The following is a 15416-nucleotide window of genomic DNA, read 5'->3' on the forward strand; positions in this document are numbered from 1 at the left end:
GCTCCTTAAAATTCGTTTTTCAGACAGGTTTTCCAGTTTTCGGGCAGTTCCACGTTGGAGGAAATCCACATGGCGAACATGCCGTTGAGCATCGTCCAGTAGCGCAGAAGCCGCCATCGTGTCTCATCCTGCGGAATGCCTTGCTTTTCCGCGATAGCGACAGCCACACGGCGGAAAACGGAAAACGGCGGGTAGTTGCCCTCGATCGGCTCAAGCGAGAACGTCAGCTTCTGGGATGCGTTGCGGAAATACGCGCTGAAATACGTCGGGTTGCGCATGTAAAAATCCAGATAGGCGGTGCCGAGCTGCTCCATGGTCTGCGGCAGGCTTTCGTCCAGACCGCTGAGCGTCAGCTCGAGTGTGCGCGTCAGCTCCTGCATGACGTAGGCACGGCAGGCGTCGATCAGGCGCTCCTTGCTGTCAAAGTGGCGGTAGATGGCGTTGTGACTCACGCCGCACTGCGTTGCCAGCCGCCGGAGAGAAAGATTTTCGAGGCCGTCCTGCGAGATCAGCGTGACCGCTTCCTCCAACAGCTTGCTTTTGAGATTTCCGTGATGATACTGATCGGCCATTTTCTCACCTCGTTGTTTGTTGTGATGGGTTTATTATAGTCCTTGATGTTGTCGGTGTCAACATTAAAATGTCACAACGATAATCAATCGCATTTGCGAAAAATGCGTATAAAATGACGAATTCATTATCATGGTGAGAATTTATCGTTGCGGTGCAAGACAGGATGTTGATGATGTACACACTGTTTTGCGGCAAAAAAACACCGATACTCTCCGGAAAAACGGAGAATATCGGTGTTTGCAGCTGCGGTTTAGTAGATTACGACAGTCGAACCAATCGGTACGTTGTTGTAAATCCAGTTGATGTCGTTGTGCTTCATGCGTACACAGCCGTGCGAAACCGGATAGCCGCTGCTGAAGTCGTATTCGGTATCGGTGCCGGGATAGCACAGGCGGGAGTGGAACGCGTAGCCGGTGCCCGGGTAGAAGCCTACAACCGGACGAACCGTGTAAGTACCGGTGGTCCAGCCTGCCTTCAGCTTGTAGCTGACGGTGGTCACGCCGACCGGAGTCGGGGTGGAGGCAGCGCCGGTGCCGACGATAAAGCTCTTGGTCAGCTTCCAGTTGCCCTTGGAGCCGGTGAATACGTTTACATGCTGGTATGCGCGGTTGATCCAGACCAGATAATTGGTGTTGCTGGAGTAGCCCTTGGCGTTGATCCAGACCTCCTTGGTGGTGGTGGAGTAGTCGTTGTTAGCCGCGTAGGACGTGGTGTAGTTGCCGCGGTAAACCGAGGATACCTGCTTGAGGATAGCGGCAGCATCGCGCTGTGCATACCACTCGGCAGAGTAATTCTCGATCGGAACGGTCTTCTGGGCGTAAACCTGCTCGGTCTCGCCGGTGGACGGGTTGTCGTAGAGCAGCTTAAAGCCAATCGCCGTGCTGGTCTTCATATTCTTGGTGAAGGTGAAAGTGCTGGTGTGGCTGGAGGTCTTGTCGTTGGTCAGCTCGAAGCTGTTGTTCGTGCAGCCCTTGATCGCGGAGCCGTCCTGATACCAGATTGCAGTGCAGGTAACGCCTTCCTTTACGCCGGAGAAGCTGACCTTGGCAGTCAGCGAGCCGCCGGCCTTAACCTTATCCGGAACGGTCATCGTGATTTGAACGCCATCCAGACCGGGATCGATGTTGTCGATCGTGTGGTCGGCCTTAGCCGTTACCGTGCAGCCGACCATGCGGGTGTCTACGGTGCCGATCTTGCCGGTGCCGTCAACCGTGGTGTTCTTGCCGGCCAGAACCATCGTGCCGACCGTGCCGGACAGCGTGATGCGGTTGCCGGAGCCGCGCAGTACGGAAACGGTATCCGCGTCGCCCTTGAGCAGGATGGTGTTGTTGCTGCCGGTAATGGTGATGGCATCCGAGGTCATGCCTTCGAGCACGATGGTGCGGCCGGAAGCGGTGATCTCGATGTTGGAGACTGCGCCGCTGTAGCCAACGGAGCCGCCCTTGCCCGCGATAACGAGCGTGTTTATGGACGAAGTGTTGTCCATCTTCACATCAGCCGTGCCTGCCGGGTCAACAGCAAGCGTGGAAATGCTGGTCTGCTTGGTGCCGTTCAGTACAGCGCGCTCTTCGCCCTTGAGGACAATGCGGTGCGAGCTGCTGACGGAATCAAGCGAAATTTCATTCGTGGGAGCGGCAAAGATCCAGTCGCCGTCTGCGACTGCGCCGGTCAGAGCGATGCTCGGATTGGTGAGTACGGTGCCGCCGGCCAGCTCGGTCGGTGCGCTGTCTGCGTTGGTGGCAGCGGCAATGCGCACGATCATGGTGACGAACTGTGCACGGGTCAGCTTGTTCGATGGAGACAGCTTGGTAGCAGAGGTACCGTTTACAACGCCCTTGCTGATCAGAGCGGCAGCTGCCTGCTTCTGCTCGGTGGTCATAGAGGAGGTGTCGGTGAAGCTGCTCAGCTCATCGGCAGCGGTCTCTGCGCGGTCGTATGCGAACGCACGAGCCATCAGCACGAAAGCCTCAGCACGGGTAGCTGCAGTGTCAAAGTTGCGGTTGTCGTTTGCGGTAATCAGGCCGAGGTGGATGGCCTTGCCAGATCCTTGCTGTACCATGCGGACTGCTGGCTGGCAGCCAGACCGGATACACTGTCGGCCTGCGCTGCGCCAAGTGCGCGGTTGAGGATAACGATAGCTTCAGAACGCTTGACCGAGTTATTCGGCATAATTTTGCCGTTGATGCCCTTCAGAAGACCCAGCTCAACACCCTTGCGCAGCGAAGCGGCAGCCCAGTGGCCGTCGATGTCCGGGAAATCCGTGGTTGCCGGATCGGAAGGTGTGGTCGGGTCAGTCGGAGTCGTGGGTTCGGTGGGAGTGGTTGGAGTCGTCGGCTCGGTGGTCGTCGGAACGGCGGTCTGCTCCATTGCAAACGGGAGCGGATCGAGCATCAGATACTGCGGCATGTACTTGGACGCACCGGCACGCAGCGGATCGGAATCGCCGCCGATCACCAGCTTGCTGTCGGAGAAGCTGTTGTCCACCAGCATGCGGAAGGTGGTGGTGCCCCAGTGGAAGGTGAGCCACTGCGCCTTGTCAGCGTCGTTCTTGCTGTCCGCGAGGTATGCCTTTACCTTGTTGTGGGCCTCGGTCAGCTTGGTCTTGCCGGAGTCGGTCAGGGCGATCTCAACGGCTTCTTTGCCGTTTTCGGTGGTCGCCTTGGCAGAGGCAAAATCTGCACGGTCAAACTGCCACTCCTCGTTCAGAAAGTCGGTTACACTGCACAGACGGCGGTCGCCCAGACGAGCGGCCCAGTAAGCGGCAGTGCTGCCGGTAGCTGTTTTCGGAATGGAAACGGTGATCACATCGCCGGAAACGGCGGCAGACGCGCCGGTCAGACCCTCAAGCTGCATGCGCTGCGAGATGGTCTTCTGCGCTGCTGCCAGATCGGTCTGGAGAGCGGTGCTGTCGTACTCGCTGCCGGTGATCGGCTTGAGTGCAAACGTCAGCGCGTTTGCAGCCGTGGTTGTCGCCGAATCATTTACGGCAAAAGCAGTGGTGAACAGCATCATGGCGGCCAGCAGACCGCTGAAAATGCGTTTTGTCAACTTCAAAATACTATCCCCTTTTTGACAGTTGCAGAATGCGGACATTCTGCCTTACCTTATTACCTATATTTTACGTTCCGGACCAGAGCTTGTCAAGACGAGTAAGGTTTCAGTTCCGAAACATTTCGCTGCCCGCTGGGGGCGGCGTACCCACGCCGAGAGGGCAAGAGGGTAGGCAAGCTTCCCTCGCTTCGCAAGCGGCAATCCCAATAACGGGAACAGCCATCCACGCTTTACAATCTGAATATAGCATGTTATACTATAAAATAATCACAAAAATGACCCTTTTTCAAAGGAGGAAATCACCCATGCTTTGCAAAAACTGCGGCAAGGAGCTGCCGATCGCCGGCAAATTCTGCCCCTTCTGCGGCGCAGCTGTCGAGCAGACCGGTGTCAACGACGAAACCGCTGTATTTACCACCCTGCCGGATGATATGAAGGACCCTGTCGAGACCGGTCCGATTGACACCAGCGCGTTTGACGCGGCTATGCGGGATGAAAAGCAGCAGCTTCCGGTGGACGACACGGTTGCCGATCCGCTGGCAGACACCAATCCCAATATCCCGAATTTGAACATTCCCACGCAGGATACCATGCGCCCGATCGACACGCCGCCGGTCCGCCGTACTGCGGGCACGCCCGAGCGCCGCACGACCTACTACAACGGTGAGGCCGATCCGAAGGACAGCGTTTACAAAAAGCCGTCCAAGGGAAAACGCGGCTGATCATTGCGCTGGTGGTCATCATCGTGGCGGCTTTGATCGGCGGCGGTGTGTGGTATTTTGCAAATTCGCACAAGACCGACGAAAACCTCATCATGGCCGAAAAATACATGGATCACGGTGACTTCGACAAGGCGCTTACGTATTACCAGAAGGCGCAGGAGGAGGCCAAGGATCCGGCTGCTCTGGATGCGACCATTCAGCTGATTAAGGACTATCAGTCCGCTGAGGATTATGTGGGCAACGGCCAGTACACCGAGGCCATTGCGGCGCTCAAGCAGCTGCAGAACCGTGTCACCGACCCGGATTCCGCGATGTACAAGGCCATCGAGGATTTGCTCGATAAGGCGCAGTCTGCTCAGTCGGACGATCAGTTCAACTCCGATTTGGACGAGGCGCAGAGCTATCTGGACGATAAAAAGTACGATGCCGCCAGCGGCAAGCTGGATTCTCTGGCAAATGATGATTCGCTGACCGCTGACCAGAAAAAGCAGGTCAAGGAGCTGCAGAAGCAGCTTTCCGATGCACAGCAGCAGGAAAAGCAGCAGGAAGAGAACAGCCAGAAAAAGGCCGAGCAGCGCGATGCATTCAGCAAAAAGATGGATGAGCTGGAAAGTGACGATCTGAAAATTTCGTCGGCAGCCAACCAGGAGGATGAGCTGGCCATGACCGCAAGCTCGTTTGAGCAATGGGATAACCTGTTGGGGGAGATGTACGACTACCTTGCAACCGTGCTCAACGCCGATCAGTACGCTTCTGAGGAAGCAAGCTACAAGCAGTGGGTGCAGGAGCGGGATTCCGGTGCGGAAAATGCCGCAAAGGAGACCGAGGATGATACCGCAAAGCAGCTTGCATCCTACAGCTTTAAGCAGAGCTACACCAAAACACGCTGCTATAAGCTGCTCGATCTGATGAACTGAACACGGGAATAACGAAAAAAGGACGCATAACGCGTCCTTTTTGTTTGCTGCAAACGAGAAACAAGGGTGCAAAAAAGCGCCGCTTTCTTGCGAAAACGACGCTTTGCGTATCCTTGATTATAAAAAACGAATTGCTTACTCTGCGGTGTAGGGCAGAAGAGCAATGTGACGTGCACGCTTGATAGCCTCGGTCAGCTGACGCTGATGAGCAGCGCAGGTACCGGTCATGCGGCGGGGCAGGATCTTGCCGCGCTCGGACATGTACTTCTTCAGCTTGCCGGCATCTTTATAGTCAACGTGTGCAACCTTATCTACGCAGAATGCGCATACCTTGCGACGGCGACGGCCGCGCTGCGGGCGCTCTGCACGCTCCGGACGGGGAGTAAATTCCTTCTTGGTTTCTTCCATGATCACGTAACCTCCTTCAGTTTAGAATGGGACATCGCCGTCGTCATCAGCAAGCTCCTGAAAATCCGAATCTCCTGCGGGGAGATCGAAAGCCGGAGCAACCTGGGACGCGGCAGGCTCGGGCCGCATCTGCGATCCGTTGTCATAGCCGCCAAAACCGCCCTGATTGCCTGCATTGTAGGCATCGCGGGATTTCTTCGTTTCACCGAAGGAAACCTCGTCGCAATTTACTTCGATTGCAGTGCGGTTGTTGCCGTTCTGATCCTGCCAGCGGCGGGACTGGATACGGCCGACTACGATTGCCATAGAACCCTTCGTGAACCACTGTGCAACGAACTCTGCCTGACGGCCCCATGCGACACAGTCGATGAAGTCGGTCTGGCGTTCGCCGTTCTGATCCTTGCGACCACGGTCGATCGCAAGCGAGAACGAGCACACAGCCATGTTGGACTGGGTATGGCGCAATTCGGGATCGCGGGTCAAACGACCCATCAGAATCGCCTTATTGAGCATTGGTGTTCACCGCCTTAGTCGTCCAGGCAGACGATGATGGAACGCATGATGCCGTCCGTGATCTTGTAGATACGGTCCAGCTCAGCCGGGAAATCGGGCTTGGACTCAAAACGAACCAGCGTGTAAACGCCCTCCGTCTGATCCTCGATCGGGTACGCCAGACGGCGCTTGCCCCAGTCCTCGACCTCTACGTTCGTGCCGTTCGCCTCAACGAGAGACTTGAACTTGTCCACAACAGCGGTAGCCGCTGCCTCTTCCAGCTTGGGGTTAACGATGAAGATAGTCTCGTACTTGCCAGAAATCTTTGCCATATTCTTAGCACCTCCTTTTGGACTTTTGGCCCACATCCTTTGATGTGAGCAAGGATACTATACCATTATAACGGATACACGGAGAATGTCAAGAAAAATTTCAAAAAAATATTGACGAACTTTCAAAAGCATGATATACTGAAAACACTGTGAACGAGGCAGAGATTCGTCGCAGGACGCATAAGTGCTTGTGTGGCTCAGTTGGTAGAGCAGCGCATTCGTAATGCGCAGGTCGCCGGTTCGAGTCCGGCCACAAGCTCCAAAACCCTTCCGATTTTCGGAAGGGTTTTTGCTTTATCCGGATATCGGCGTCTGCTTTCTATATAATGGGATAGCGGTATGCCAAAACTTATTATTGACATATGCCGAAAACGTGATAGACTATAAGTAACGTTATTGGCATATGCCAGAAATGATTCGGAGGAAATGGTTATGAAGATCGCAGTTACCTATGAAAACAGAGAGGTTTTCCAGCATTTTGGCCACACGGAGCAGTTTAAGCTGTACGAGGTATCCGGCGGTAAGCTGCTGCATGCGCAGGTGGTGGATACGAACGGCAGCGGTCACGGTGCGCTGGCCGGCCTGCTGGCACAGCTTGGTGTGGATACGCTGATCTGCGGCGGCATTGGCGGCGGCGCACAGGCAGCGCTTGCGGAGGCCAATATCCGTCTGATCGGCGGCGTGCAGGGCAACGCAGATGAGGCGGTACAGGCTTTTCTGAACGGTACGCTGGCGTTTGATCCCAATGTGCACTGCGCGCACCATGATCACGGCGAAGACCATTCCTGCGGCAGCCACGGCTGCGGCGGTCACTGCCACGAATAATCCATGCCGAGACCGAGAAAGTGCCGCAGAATCTGCGGTATGCCGCCGTTCAGCGAGTTTTCTCCGCAGGAAAGTACGACAGAGTGCGTGCAAATGACGCTGGACGAATATGAAGCTATCCGTCTGCTGGATCTGGAGAATCTGCAGCAGGAGCAGGCTGCCGCGCAGATGGGGGTAGCCCGCACAACGGTGCAGCTGATCTACAACAACGCCCGCCGCAAGCTGGCGGATTGCCTTGTAAACGGCAAACGGCTGGTGATCGAGGGCGGCGATGTTGCGCTGTGCGAACGTCATGCGCAGTGCCCCGGACGCGGACATTGCTGCCGCAGCGGCTGCCCGAAACATCAAAAATAAGTGCAGAAAACGAAAAAACCGTTGCCAAAGCAACGGTTTTTTCGTTATTCTTCGTGATCGAGCACATAGCGGTACAGCGCGTTTTTCTTTACGCCGGTTTCGGCGGAAACTGCCTTGACCGCGTCCTTCTGGGTCTGGCCCTGCTCCATGCGGCGGCGGACCGCCTCGGCGGCAGAGGCAAGACGTTCGGCCTCGTCCTGCTCGGTCTCCGGCTCGTCCGGCGCACCCTCGAGGATGAGCACGAACTCGCCGCGCGGCGCGTTGGCGTCAAAGTAGGCAACCGCCTCGTCGAGCGTCATGCGGAGCGTCTGCTCATGCAGCTTGGTCAGCTCGCGCGAGAGTGACAGCCGGCGGTCGCCGCCGAAGGCGTCGCGCAAGTCGCGCAGCGTTGCACACAGCTTGTGCGGTGCTTCGTAGAAGATCATCGTGCGTTTTTCGCCCTGTAGAGTGTCCAAGTGCTCTCTGCGGGCCTTTTTGTTGACCGACAGGAAGCCTTCAAAGCACCAGCGTCCGGTCGGCAGACCGGATGCCGCCAGCGCGCAGACCGCCGCACAGCAGCCCGGAATCGGGATAACGGGCACATCGTGCTCGGCGCACAGCGCGACCAGATCCTCACCCGGATCGGAAACCGCAGGCGTGCCCGCATCGGTTACGAGCGCACAGGTCTCACCGGCGAGCAGCTTCTCCAAAACCGCTTCACCGCGTGCGCGGCGGTTGTGTTCGTAGTACGAGATCATCGGCTTTTTGGGCAATTCGCAGGCGTTAAGCAGCTTTTGCGTCACGCGGGTGTCCTCTGCCGCGATGAAATCCACTGTGCTGAGAACCTCGCGTGCCCGCGGCGATAAATCACTCAGGTTGCCGATCGGCGTTGCGACTAAGTATAATGTAGACAATTCAATCCCTCCGGAATTTCTTAAATGGAGAATGGATAATGGAAAATGAAGGTGCGGCTAAATCATCGCGCATTGCGCGTCTCAGCGCAGCGCGGACGGGACTCGCGCAAGGATAGCGCTAATTCTCAATTCCGTAAATACGGAAATATTCATCACTCTCAACGATCAGCGGCGGCTCAACAACAAGTCCTTCCGCACTGCCGCCTTTTCGGCACTCGACCATGACGACGCTTGGCGCCGCCTGCACGCTCTGGTGCACGAACCGCATTCTTTTCGGCACGAGCCGCACGCGCGAGAGCGCTTCGAGCAGTACCCACAGCCGTTCCGGCCGGAATACGAACGCGGCTTTGCCGCCGGTATGCAGCACGAACGAGGCCGCAACCGCCAGTTCCTCGACCGAGCAGGTCGCGTCCTGCCTTGCGGTGCGCTTTTCGGCGGTCGGCGCATTCGCGCCTGCGTTGCGGTCGAAATACGGCGGGTTGCAGATGACGTAATCCATACTGCCGTGCGGCAGCAGCGTACGCATCTGCCGGAGGTCGCCCTGCAGAGCGGTTACGTTTTCCAGCTCGTTTGCTGTGATGGACTGCCGGAACAGGTCGAGCGGGCCGTCCTGCAGTTCCAGTCCGGTGATCTTGAGGTCGGGCCGCCATACGAGCAGCGCCAGAGTGCCTGTGCCGCAGCCGAGGTCGAGCAGTTTGGCATTGCGTCTCGGCTTGGCGAACGCGCTGAGCAGCACGCTGTCCTGTCCGAGCTTAAAAAACCGGTCGTCCTGTAATAATTGCAGTCCGTTAGGGAGTATTTCAGTGCTTTGCGCCATGATTTCTCTCTCCTTAATAACCCTTTTCTACCGCAGCCTGCAGCACCTGCGAAGCCACCGTACCGGCAACCGACGAGCCGCCGCCGCCGTTCTCGACGAGAACGATGAAAGCATACGGCGTGGCCTCGTCGCGCAGGAAGCCGGTGAACCATGCGTTCGGTGACTTATCCGCGCCGACCTCGGCGGTGCCCGACTTGGCACAGATATCCATGCCTGGGAAACGATCCTGACCGTAGGTCTCTATGACGTTGTTGTGCATCATATCCGCAATGGTACCCGCGGTCTTTTCGTCGATCAGCTGCGCCGACTTGTGCGGATAGTAAATGCCGGTCGGCAGGCCGTAATCTGTGGTGGATTTTTCGATCAGACGCGGCACGGCAGCCTTGCCGCCGTTGGCGATCGCGCCCATATACTGGAGCATGTTGATCGGACACAGGGTATCCTGACCCTGACCGACACCCGACCATGCCAGCTGATTGTCATTGCCCGAGAAATCAAACTTGCCGACCGAGGACTGGATGCCGTCCACCTTGATGGACTTGGTCAGTCCTGCCGCATCCGCGTATTTCTGCATGGTTTCGCCGCCGAGTTCGACGGCCAGCTGACCGAACACACCGTTGCACGAGTTGGCGAGCGCTTCCTCGATGTCCTGTTCGCCGTGAGCGTGCGGGCAGGTGACTTCCTCGCCGCCGATGTTGACCGAGCCGGTGCACGTCCACTTGCGCTGGAACAGGTCAGGGATGTTCTCGATAGCGGCGTTGATGGTCACAACCTTGAAGATAGAGCCCGGAATCGAGTTCGCGGACAGCAAGCGGTTGACGTAAACGCCGTCCCACGCGGGATCGTCCGCCGCAATGTCCGGCGGATTAGCCGGATCAAACGTCGGTGTGGACACCATGCACAAAATTTCACCGGTTTTATAGTTATAAACGCCAACCGTTCCGTTCATTCCGTTCAAAGCCTGATAGGCGACATTGTTCAAATAGGCATCAATCGTCAGATACAGGCTGTTGCCGGTGCCGAGCGGAGAATATACGCCAGTGAGCAGATTGTAGCCAGACAGCTTATCCGCGAACGAGGTGAGCGCACCCGCGCCGATGTTGCCGTTTTTGTCGCCGACGGCGTGCAGTGTGGCGCGCCGGACGGCTGCGTCATCGTTGTAGATGCGGTTGCCGTCCTCATCGAGCGTGGACAGCATATCGCCGTCCCGGTCGAGGATGGTGCCGCCTTTCAGCTGACCGGAGTTGTTATAGAGATGACGGTTGTACGGGTAGGAGGCCCAGTCGCCGCCGTCTACGACAAACTGGAAGCAGAAGAACGCCAGACCCAGACCGAGCAGTGCAGCAAGGATCAGACAGAAAATACTGCGTTTTTCGATTTTCCGCATGGTTACTCCTCCCCTCTAAGCTCGCGGCGGCTGGGCAGACGAACCGCGAACGATGCATTCTGTCGGGTGTCGGTCGCCTTCAAAAAGGCGAGCATACCCCATGCCGACAGCATGGACGAACCGCCGTTGGATACGAACGGCAGCGTAACGCCGGTGAACGGCAGAATATCGACCGCACCGAATACGTTCAGACAGGTCTGGAACACCAGCAGACTGGTGGCCGCGCATGCGGCGATGGTGTAAAAGCTGGAGCGTCCGGCACGGCAGGCGCGGACAGCGAACACGGCCAGCGTAATGATGCACAGGATGGTCAGCACGGCAATGACGAGACCCCATTCCTCACACAGCATACCGAACACGATATCGGTATCCGCGGCAGGGAGATTCGAGAGCCAGCCCTTGCCGGCACCGACGCCGATCATGCCGCCGGAGGCGGCTGCGGTCAGCGTATGCGTCTGCTGGAAGCCCTTGTCGTACACGTCCTCCCAGATATGTCCCCAGGAGGCAAATCGTGCGGCAACGTGCGGCTTGATGGTCAGCATGACCATGCCCGCGCCGAAGCAGCCGGCGCACACAAGGCCGATGGTGGCGAAATCGCCTGAACGCAGGTACGCGATAACAAGGAACGTCACAAAGAACACAAGTGCGGTGCCGAAGTCGTTCTGCAGCGCGAGACAGCCTCCGCAGATAGCGGTCAGGCCGATGAACATCCACAGGTTGCGCTTGTTGAACAGGCGGTCGAGCGTTGCTGCGCCGGCAAAAATATAGCAGATTTTCGCAATTTCCGAGGTCTGCAGAGACAGAGGACCGAGACGCAGCCATGCCTTCGCGCCGCCCTGCGACGAGCCGATCAGCAGTGTAATAGCCAGCAGTCCGACTGCCGTTGCGCTCATGAACCAGCGCACCTTCTGCGCCCGGGTCAGGTCGCGCAGGAAGAAGCCGAGCACGATAAAGATGGCAAGACCCATCAAAATCGCAATCAGCTGCTTGGGCAGCTCATCCGGCACGGTCGAGCCGGTGACGGCGAGTGACAGCGTACATAGGAAGAACGCTATCGTCTCCATTTCAAAGCCGATGCGGCGGAACAGGCGCATGACGATGAAATACGCCCAGCAGATTACCGTAAAGACAAAAAAGGTGAGCGGAATGGTGGTGGTCGCCTTGTCGCCCTGCGCGATAATGAGCTGCAGACCGGTGAGGATCTGGAACAGCGTCAGCAGTACGAGCGAACCCCACATGCCGGCCGGCTTGCCCTCAATGCGGCGTTCGACCATCTGTGTGCGCTTCTCCTCAGCGGTAATGGGCTCCATGATAGCGGGAATACCCGCAAAGGTGACCGTGTCGCCGTCTTCGACGAGTGCATACTCGTCCACCGGCAGGTCGTTTACCTTGATGCCGCCCTTGGAACCGAGGTCGTATATCGTCCAGCTGCCGTCATCCTCGCGGATGAGCGCGGCGTGCTGACGCGATACCGACGGATATTCCAGCTGCACATCGCAGCTGGGGGCGCGTCCGATGATGTTCTCCCAGTGGGTGATGGGCAGGCGCACGCCGTTGCGCAGCACCAGATAGCCCCAGACCTCATCCGGGTGCTTGACCTTCCACAGCGAGCGGATCGCACCGACAAGGATCATCAGCGCCAGCAGCGGGAACACAAAGCGCACAACGGTCGTGTACCACGCCCCGATGAGCGGTTTTTCCGCCAGCAGAGCCGTCAGCCTGTCGAGAAGCTGCTGCAAAGCATCATTCATGTAAATTTCCTCCTTTCGAGGGATGCTGTTGATTACTTGGATTTACCAATAATACTACCAGTATAGCCTATCTATTATAGCATAGGTTGTCAAGAAATTTGCTGTTTTTCACAAACTTTCACGAATATCTTGATTGACATTGACAGAATGTTGTCACGGTGTTACACTGAATCCATAAACTACATACGCGACAAACGAAGTTTGCAGGAAAAAGCCGCGCGGGCAACTGCCCATGGCTTGCCGAAGGAGCAAAACTCTCAGGTGTCCGGTTTTCCGGATGAGGACTGTAAATGGATGTGGCTCTGGAGAACGTTCCTCAAGGGGACTGCCGAAGGTGCAACGCGCGCAAAGAGGTTTGCGTGCCAATCTCTCAGGCAAAAGGACAGAGATGAACCTGTTTTTATAGACGTTAGGATATAAAAATAAGTTCCGCGGAACCACAGCAAATGTTTTCTCACGGTGCAGGGTGTACCGTCTGTTTGCTGTCTTTCCGTTTCTTTGGAGCCGTAACCCGATGCTGATTGGGTTCGGCTTTTTGTTTGCCGCAAAACAAAGAAGGGGTATGTAAAATGACAATGGAAGTATTGGCAGACTGGGTAAGCAAGGTCAGCAACGTCGTATGGAACGGCCTGCTGCTGTACCTGCTGGTTGGCACCGGCATCGTGTTTACCATCCGCACGCGCTTCGTTCAGGTGCGTAAGTTCGGCGCAGGCTGGAAGCACCTGTTCGGCCATTTCTCGCTCAACGGTGAGAAGGCGGGCAAGGACGGCATGAGTCCGTTCCAGGCGCTTACCACCGCAATCGCGGCGCAGGTCGGCACCGGCAACATTGCAGGCGCGGCTACCGCACTGTATTCCGGCGGCCCGGGTGCGATTTTCTGGATGTGGCTGAGTGCGTTCTTCGGCATGTCCACCATCTACGGCGAGGCGGTTCTCGCGCAGAAGTACAAGACCACGGACGATAAGGGCCACGTTACCGGCGGTCCGATCTACTACATCCGCGCACGCTTTACCGGTAAATTCGGCAAGTTCCTCGCCGGCTTCTTCTCGGTTGCAATTATTTTCGCGCTGGGCTTCACCGGCAACATGGTACAGGCAAACTCGATCAGCGTAGCGTTCAACACCGCGTTCGGCGCACCGATGATCGTTGTCGGCATCATCTGCGCGATTATTGCAGCGTTTATCTTCCTTGGCGGCGTTGGCCGTATTGCGGCTGTTACCGAAAAGGTCGTTCCGATCATGGCGCTGTTCTACATGGCTGGCTGCGTTGTTATCCTGTGCATCAACCACGCGGCAATCATTCCGGCGTTCAAGTCCATCTTTGTTGCAGCATTTGACCCGCAGGCTATCCTCGGCGGCGCTGCAGGCATCACGGTTCGTCAGGCAATGCGCTACGGCGTTGCACGCGGTCTGTTCTCGAACGAGGCCGGCATGGGCTCCACCCCGCACGCACACGCACTGGCTAAGGTAAAGCGTCCGCAGGATCAGGGCGAAATTGCTATCGTTTCCGTATTCATCGATACCTTTGTTGTACTGACGCTGACCGCTATGGTCATCCTGACCTCGGGTATGCTCAATCCGGGCGCACCGGACGGTCTGCAGGGCACCGAGCTGGCACAGGCAGCCTTCAAGGCTTCCCTCGGCTCGGCGGGCATGATCTTTGTTGCGATCTGCATGCTGTTCTTTGCGTTCTCTACCATCATCGGCTGGTATTTCTTCGGTGAGCAGAACGTAAAGGCAATGTTCGGCAGCAAGGCAGTCAAGGTATATGCCGCTATCGTTGTTGTCTGCATCGTGATCGGCTCCGCACTGCATGTTGATCTGGTCTGGAACCTGTCCGACCTGTTCAACGGCCTGATGGTATTCCCGAACCTGATCGCGCTGTTGGCGCTGTCCGGTCTGGTTGCCAAAGCGGCCCACGATAAGGACATTATGAAGTAAGCTGTCGCGGAACGACACGGTTTGTGCAGAAATCGGTTCCGCACTGTATCGTTTGATAGAAAATGCACCGCAGTTTTGCGGTGCATTTTTTTGCAGACACCGAAAAAACACTGGTTTTCGCGTTCGCAGTACCGTATAATAGGGGAGTACCGCGGGAATGTTTGCTATTCCACCTGTTTAGAATATTAAAAAGGAGAATTTCACATGAAAAAACGTACATTTTTGCTTTTTGGCCTGTTGGCGATGCTGGTTCTGACCGCCTGCGGCGGCAAAACGGGCGCGCAGACCTCGACGGATGATGCCACCGACACGAGCGATAACTCGCAGCAGACGACCGCTGAGGAGACCGCACAGCCCATCGGTCAGCACCATGCACAAATCACCATCAAGGACCACGGCACGATTGACATCGAGCTGGACGGCGATGCAGCGCCTATCTCAGTTCAGAATTTTATGGACCTTGCAAACGACGGCTTTTATGACGGACTGACCTTTCACCGCATTATTACCGGCTTTATGATGCAGGGCGGCGACCCGCTGGGCAACGGCACCGGCGGCTCGGAGAACACCATCAAGGGCGAGTTTTCGGATAACGGTGTGGAGAACAAGCTGTCGCACACGCGCGGTGCGGTTTCGATGGCACGCTCAAGCAATCCGGACAGCGCATCCTCGCAGTTCTTCATCGTTCAGCAGGACAGCACCTATCTCGACGGCCAGTACGCCTGCTTCGGCTATGTGACCAAGGGCATGGATGTTGTGGATGAAATCTGCGATAATACGCCGGTCGAGGACGATAACGGCACGGTTAAGACGGAAAATCAGCCGGTTATTGAGAGTATTAAGATTATCGACTGACCGTGCAAAGCGTAAAGAGTTGAGGGTAAGTTTCGGTTTTCCTCTTAACATAATAAAGCACCCCCTCTGTCAGACAGTATGATATACGGTCTGACAGAG

Annotated in this window: 16 protein-coding genes, 1 tRNA gene and 1 riboswitch; of the genes, 7 read left to right on the forward strand and 10 right to left on the reverse strand. The window is 56.6% G+C overall.

The genetic code is table 11. The annotated features are described in order from the left end of the window. Positions 1-5: 5 nt before the first annotated feature. The 3 genes from DXB00_RS08490 to DXB00_RS08500 all read right to left on the reverse strand — a co-directional run bounded on the left by DXB00_RS08490 (position 6) and on the right by DXB00_RS08500 (position 3627). A complete protein-coding gene (locus DXB00_RS08490; RefSeq protein WP_110435644.1) occupies positions 6-572 on the reverse strand; it encodes a TetR/AcrR family transcriptional regulator in 567 nt (188 codons plus the stop codon). Between the two features lie 251 nt (positions 573-823). Beyond that, the gene (locus DXB00_RS08495; protein ID WP_119214790.1) at positions 824-2632 is read right to left on the reverse strand and encodes a L,D-transpeptidase family protein; all 1809 of its coding nucleotides are present in this window, start codon (positions 2630-2632) and stop codon (positions 824-826) included. Next, complete coding sequence (locus tag DXB00_RS08500; protein WP_158581283.1) at positions 2590-3627, reverse strand: S-layer homology domain-containing protein; 1038 nt, start codon at positions 3625-3627, stop codon at positions 2590-2592. The genes DXB00_RS08495 and DXB00_RS08500 overlap by 43 nt, the downstream gene beginning before the upstream one ends. Before the next feature lie 302 nt (positions 3628-3929). On the opposite strand from DXB00_RS08500, the gene DXB00_RS08505 reads away from it, so the two are divergent. Beyond that, positions 3930-4346 carry a zinc ribbon domain-containing protein gene (locus DXB00_RS08505; RefSeq protein WP_119214792.1) on the forward strand — a complete coding sequence of 139 codons (417 nt, stop codon included), beginning with the start codon at positions 3930-3932 and terminating at the stop codon, positions 4344-4346. A gap of 23 nt (positions 4347-4369) precedes the next feature. Next, positions 4370-5263 carry a lysozyme inhibitor LprI family protein gene (locus tag DXB00_RS08510; RefSeq protein ID WP_119214793.1) on the forward strand — a complete coding sequence of 298 codons (894 nt, stop codon included), beginning with the start codon at positions 4370-4372 and terminating at the stop codon, positions 5261-5263. Between the two features lie 135 nt (positions 5264-5398). Here the strand turns inward: DXB00_RS08510 and rpsR are convergent, their stop codons facing one another. The 3 genes from rpsR to rpsF are packed head-to-tail and all read right to left on the reverse strand — an operon-like array spanning position 5399 to position 6495. Continuing rightward, positions 5399-5671, reverse strand: a complete 273-nt coding sequence (gene rpsR / locus DXB00_RS08515) for a 30S ribosomal protein S18 (RefSeq protein ID WP_110435641.1) — start codon at positions 5669-5671, stop codon at positions 5399-5401. A 21-nt stretch (positions 5672-5692) separates the two neighbouring features. Continuing rightward, complete coding sequence (locus DXB00_RS08520) at positions 5693-6184, reverse strand: single-stranded DNA-binding protein (protein ID WP_110435640.1); 492 nt, start codon at positions 6182-6184, stop codon at positions 5693-5695. A gap of 14 nt (positions 6185-6198) precedes the next feature. After that, a complete protein-coding gene (rpsF, locus tag DXB00_RS08525; RefSeq protein ID WP_110435639.1) occupies positions 6199-6495 on the reverse strand; it encodes a 30S ribosomal protein S6 in 297 nt (98 codons plus the stop codon). A gap of 186 nt (positions 6496-6681) precedes the next feature. On the opposite strand from rpsF, the gene DXB00_RS08530 reads away from it, so the two are divergent. The 3 genes from DXB00_RS08530 (at position 6682) to DXB00_RS08540 (ending at position 7674) form a co-directional block, all read left to right on the forward strand. Continuing rightward, a tRNA-Thr gene (locus DXB00_RS08530) sits at positions 6682-6757 on the forward strand. Positions 6758-6927: 170 nt separating this feature from the next. Then, a complete protein-coding gene (locus tag DXB00_RS08535; RefSeq protein ID WP_118729204.1) occupies positions 6928-7320 on the forward strand; it encodes a NifB/NifX family molybdenum-iron cluster-binding protein in 393 nt (130 codons plus the stop codon). 3 nt (positions 7321-7323) lie between these two features. After that, positions 7324-7674 carry a DUF134 domain-containing protein gene (locus DXB00_RS08540; RefSeq protein WP_118729203.1) on the forward strand — a complete coding sequence of 117 codons (351 nt, stop codon included), beginning with the start codon at positions 7324-7326 and terminating at the stop codon, positions 7672-7674. Positions 7675-7718: 44 nt separating this feature from the next. On the opposite strand, the gene rsmI is transcribed toward DXB00_RS08540, so the two are convergent. The 4 genes from rsmI to DXB00_RS08560 all read right to left on the reverse strand — a co-directional run bounded on the left by rsmI (position 7719) and on the right by DXB00_RS08560 (position 12522). Further along, the gene (gene rsmI / locus DXB00_RS08545) at positions 7719-8567 is read right to left on the reverse strand and encodes a 16S rRNA (cytidine(1402)-2'-O)-methyltransferase (protein WP_110435630.1); all 849 of its coding nucleotides are present in this window, start codon (positions 8565-8567) and stop codon (positions 7719-7721) included. 118 nt (positions 8568-8685) lie between these two features. Further along, the gene (locus tag DXB00_RS08550) at positions 8686-9384 is read right to left on the reverse strand and encodes a tRNA1(Val) (adenine(37)-N6)-methyltransferase (RefSeq protein ID WP_118729202.1); all 699 of its coding nucleotides are present in this window, start codon (positions 9382-9384) and stop codon (positions 8686-8688) included. A gap of 13 nt (positions 9385-9397) precedes the next feature. Next, positions 9398-10771 carry a penicillin-binding transpeptidase domain-containing protein gene (locus tag DXB00_RS08555; protein WP_118729201.1) on the reverse strand — a complete coding sequence of 458 codons (1374 nt, stop codon included), beginning with the start codon at positions 10769-10771 and terminating at the stop codon, positions 9398-9400. A gap of 2 nt (positions 10772-10773) precedes the next feature. After that, complete coding sequence (locus tag DXB00_RS08560) at positions 10774-12522, reverse strand: FtsW/RodA/SpoVE family cell cycle protein (RefSeq protein ID WP_117490171.1); 1749 nt, start codon at positions 12520-12522, stop codon at positions 10774-10776. A 292-nt stretch (positions 12523-12814) separates the two neighbouring features. Further along, positions 12815-12918: riboswitch (glycine riboswitch) on the forward strand. 179 nt (positions 12919-13097) lie between these two features. On the opposite strand from DXB00_RS08560, the gene DXB00_RS08565 reads away from it, so the two are divergent. Both DXB00_RS08565 and DXB00_RS08570 read left to right on the forward strand, forming a co-directional pair. After that, positions 13098-14462 carry an alanine/glycine:cation symporter family protein gene (locus tag DXB00_RS08565; protein WP_117490260.1) on the forward strand — a complete coding sequence of 455 codons (1365 nt, stop codon included), beginning with the start codon at positions 13098-13100 and terminating at the stop codon, positions 14460-14462. Between the two features lie 204 nt (positions 14463-14666). Further along, positions 14667-15317 carry a peptidylprolyl isomerase gene (locus DXB00_RS08570; RefSeq protein ID WP_117490169.1) on the forward strand — a complete coding sequence of 217 codons (651 nt, stop codon included), beginning with the start codon at positions 14667-14669 and terminating at the stop codon, positions 15315-15317. Positions 15318-15416: the final 99 nt, after the last annotated feature.

The organism is Butyricicoccus sp. OF10-2, assembly GCF_003481925.1.
GTDB lineage: Bacteria > Bacillota > Clostridia > Oscillospirales > Butyricicoccaceae > Agathobaculum > Agathobaculum butyriciproducens.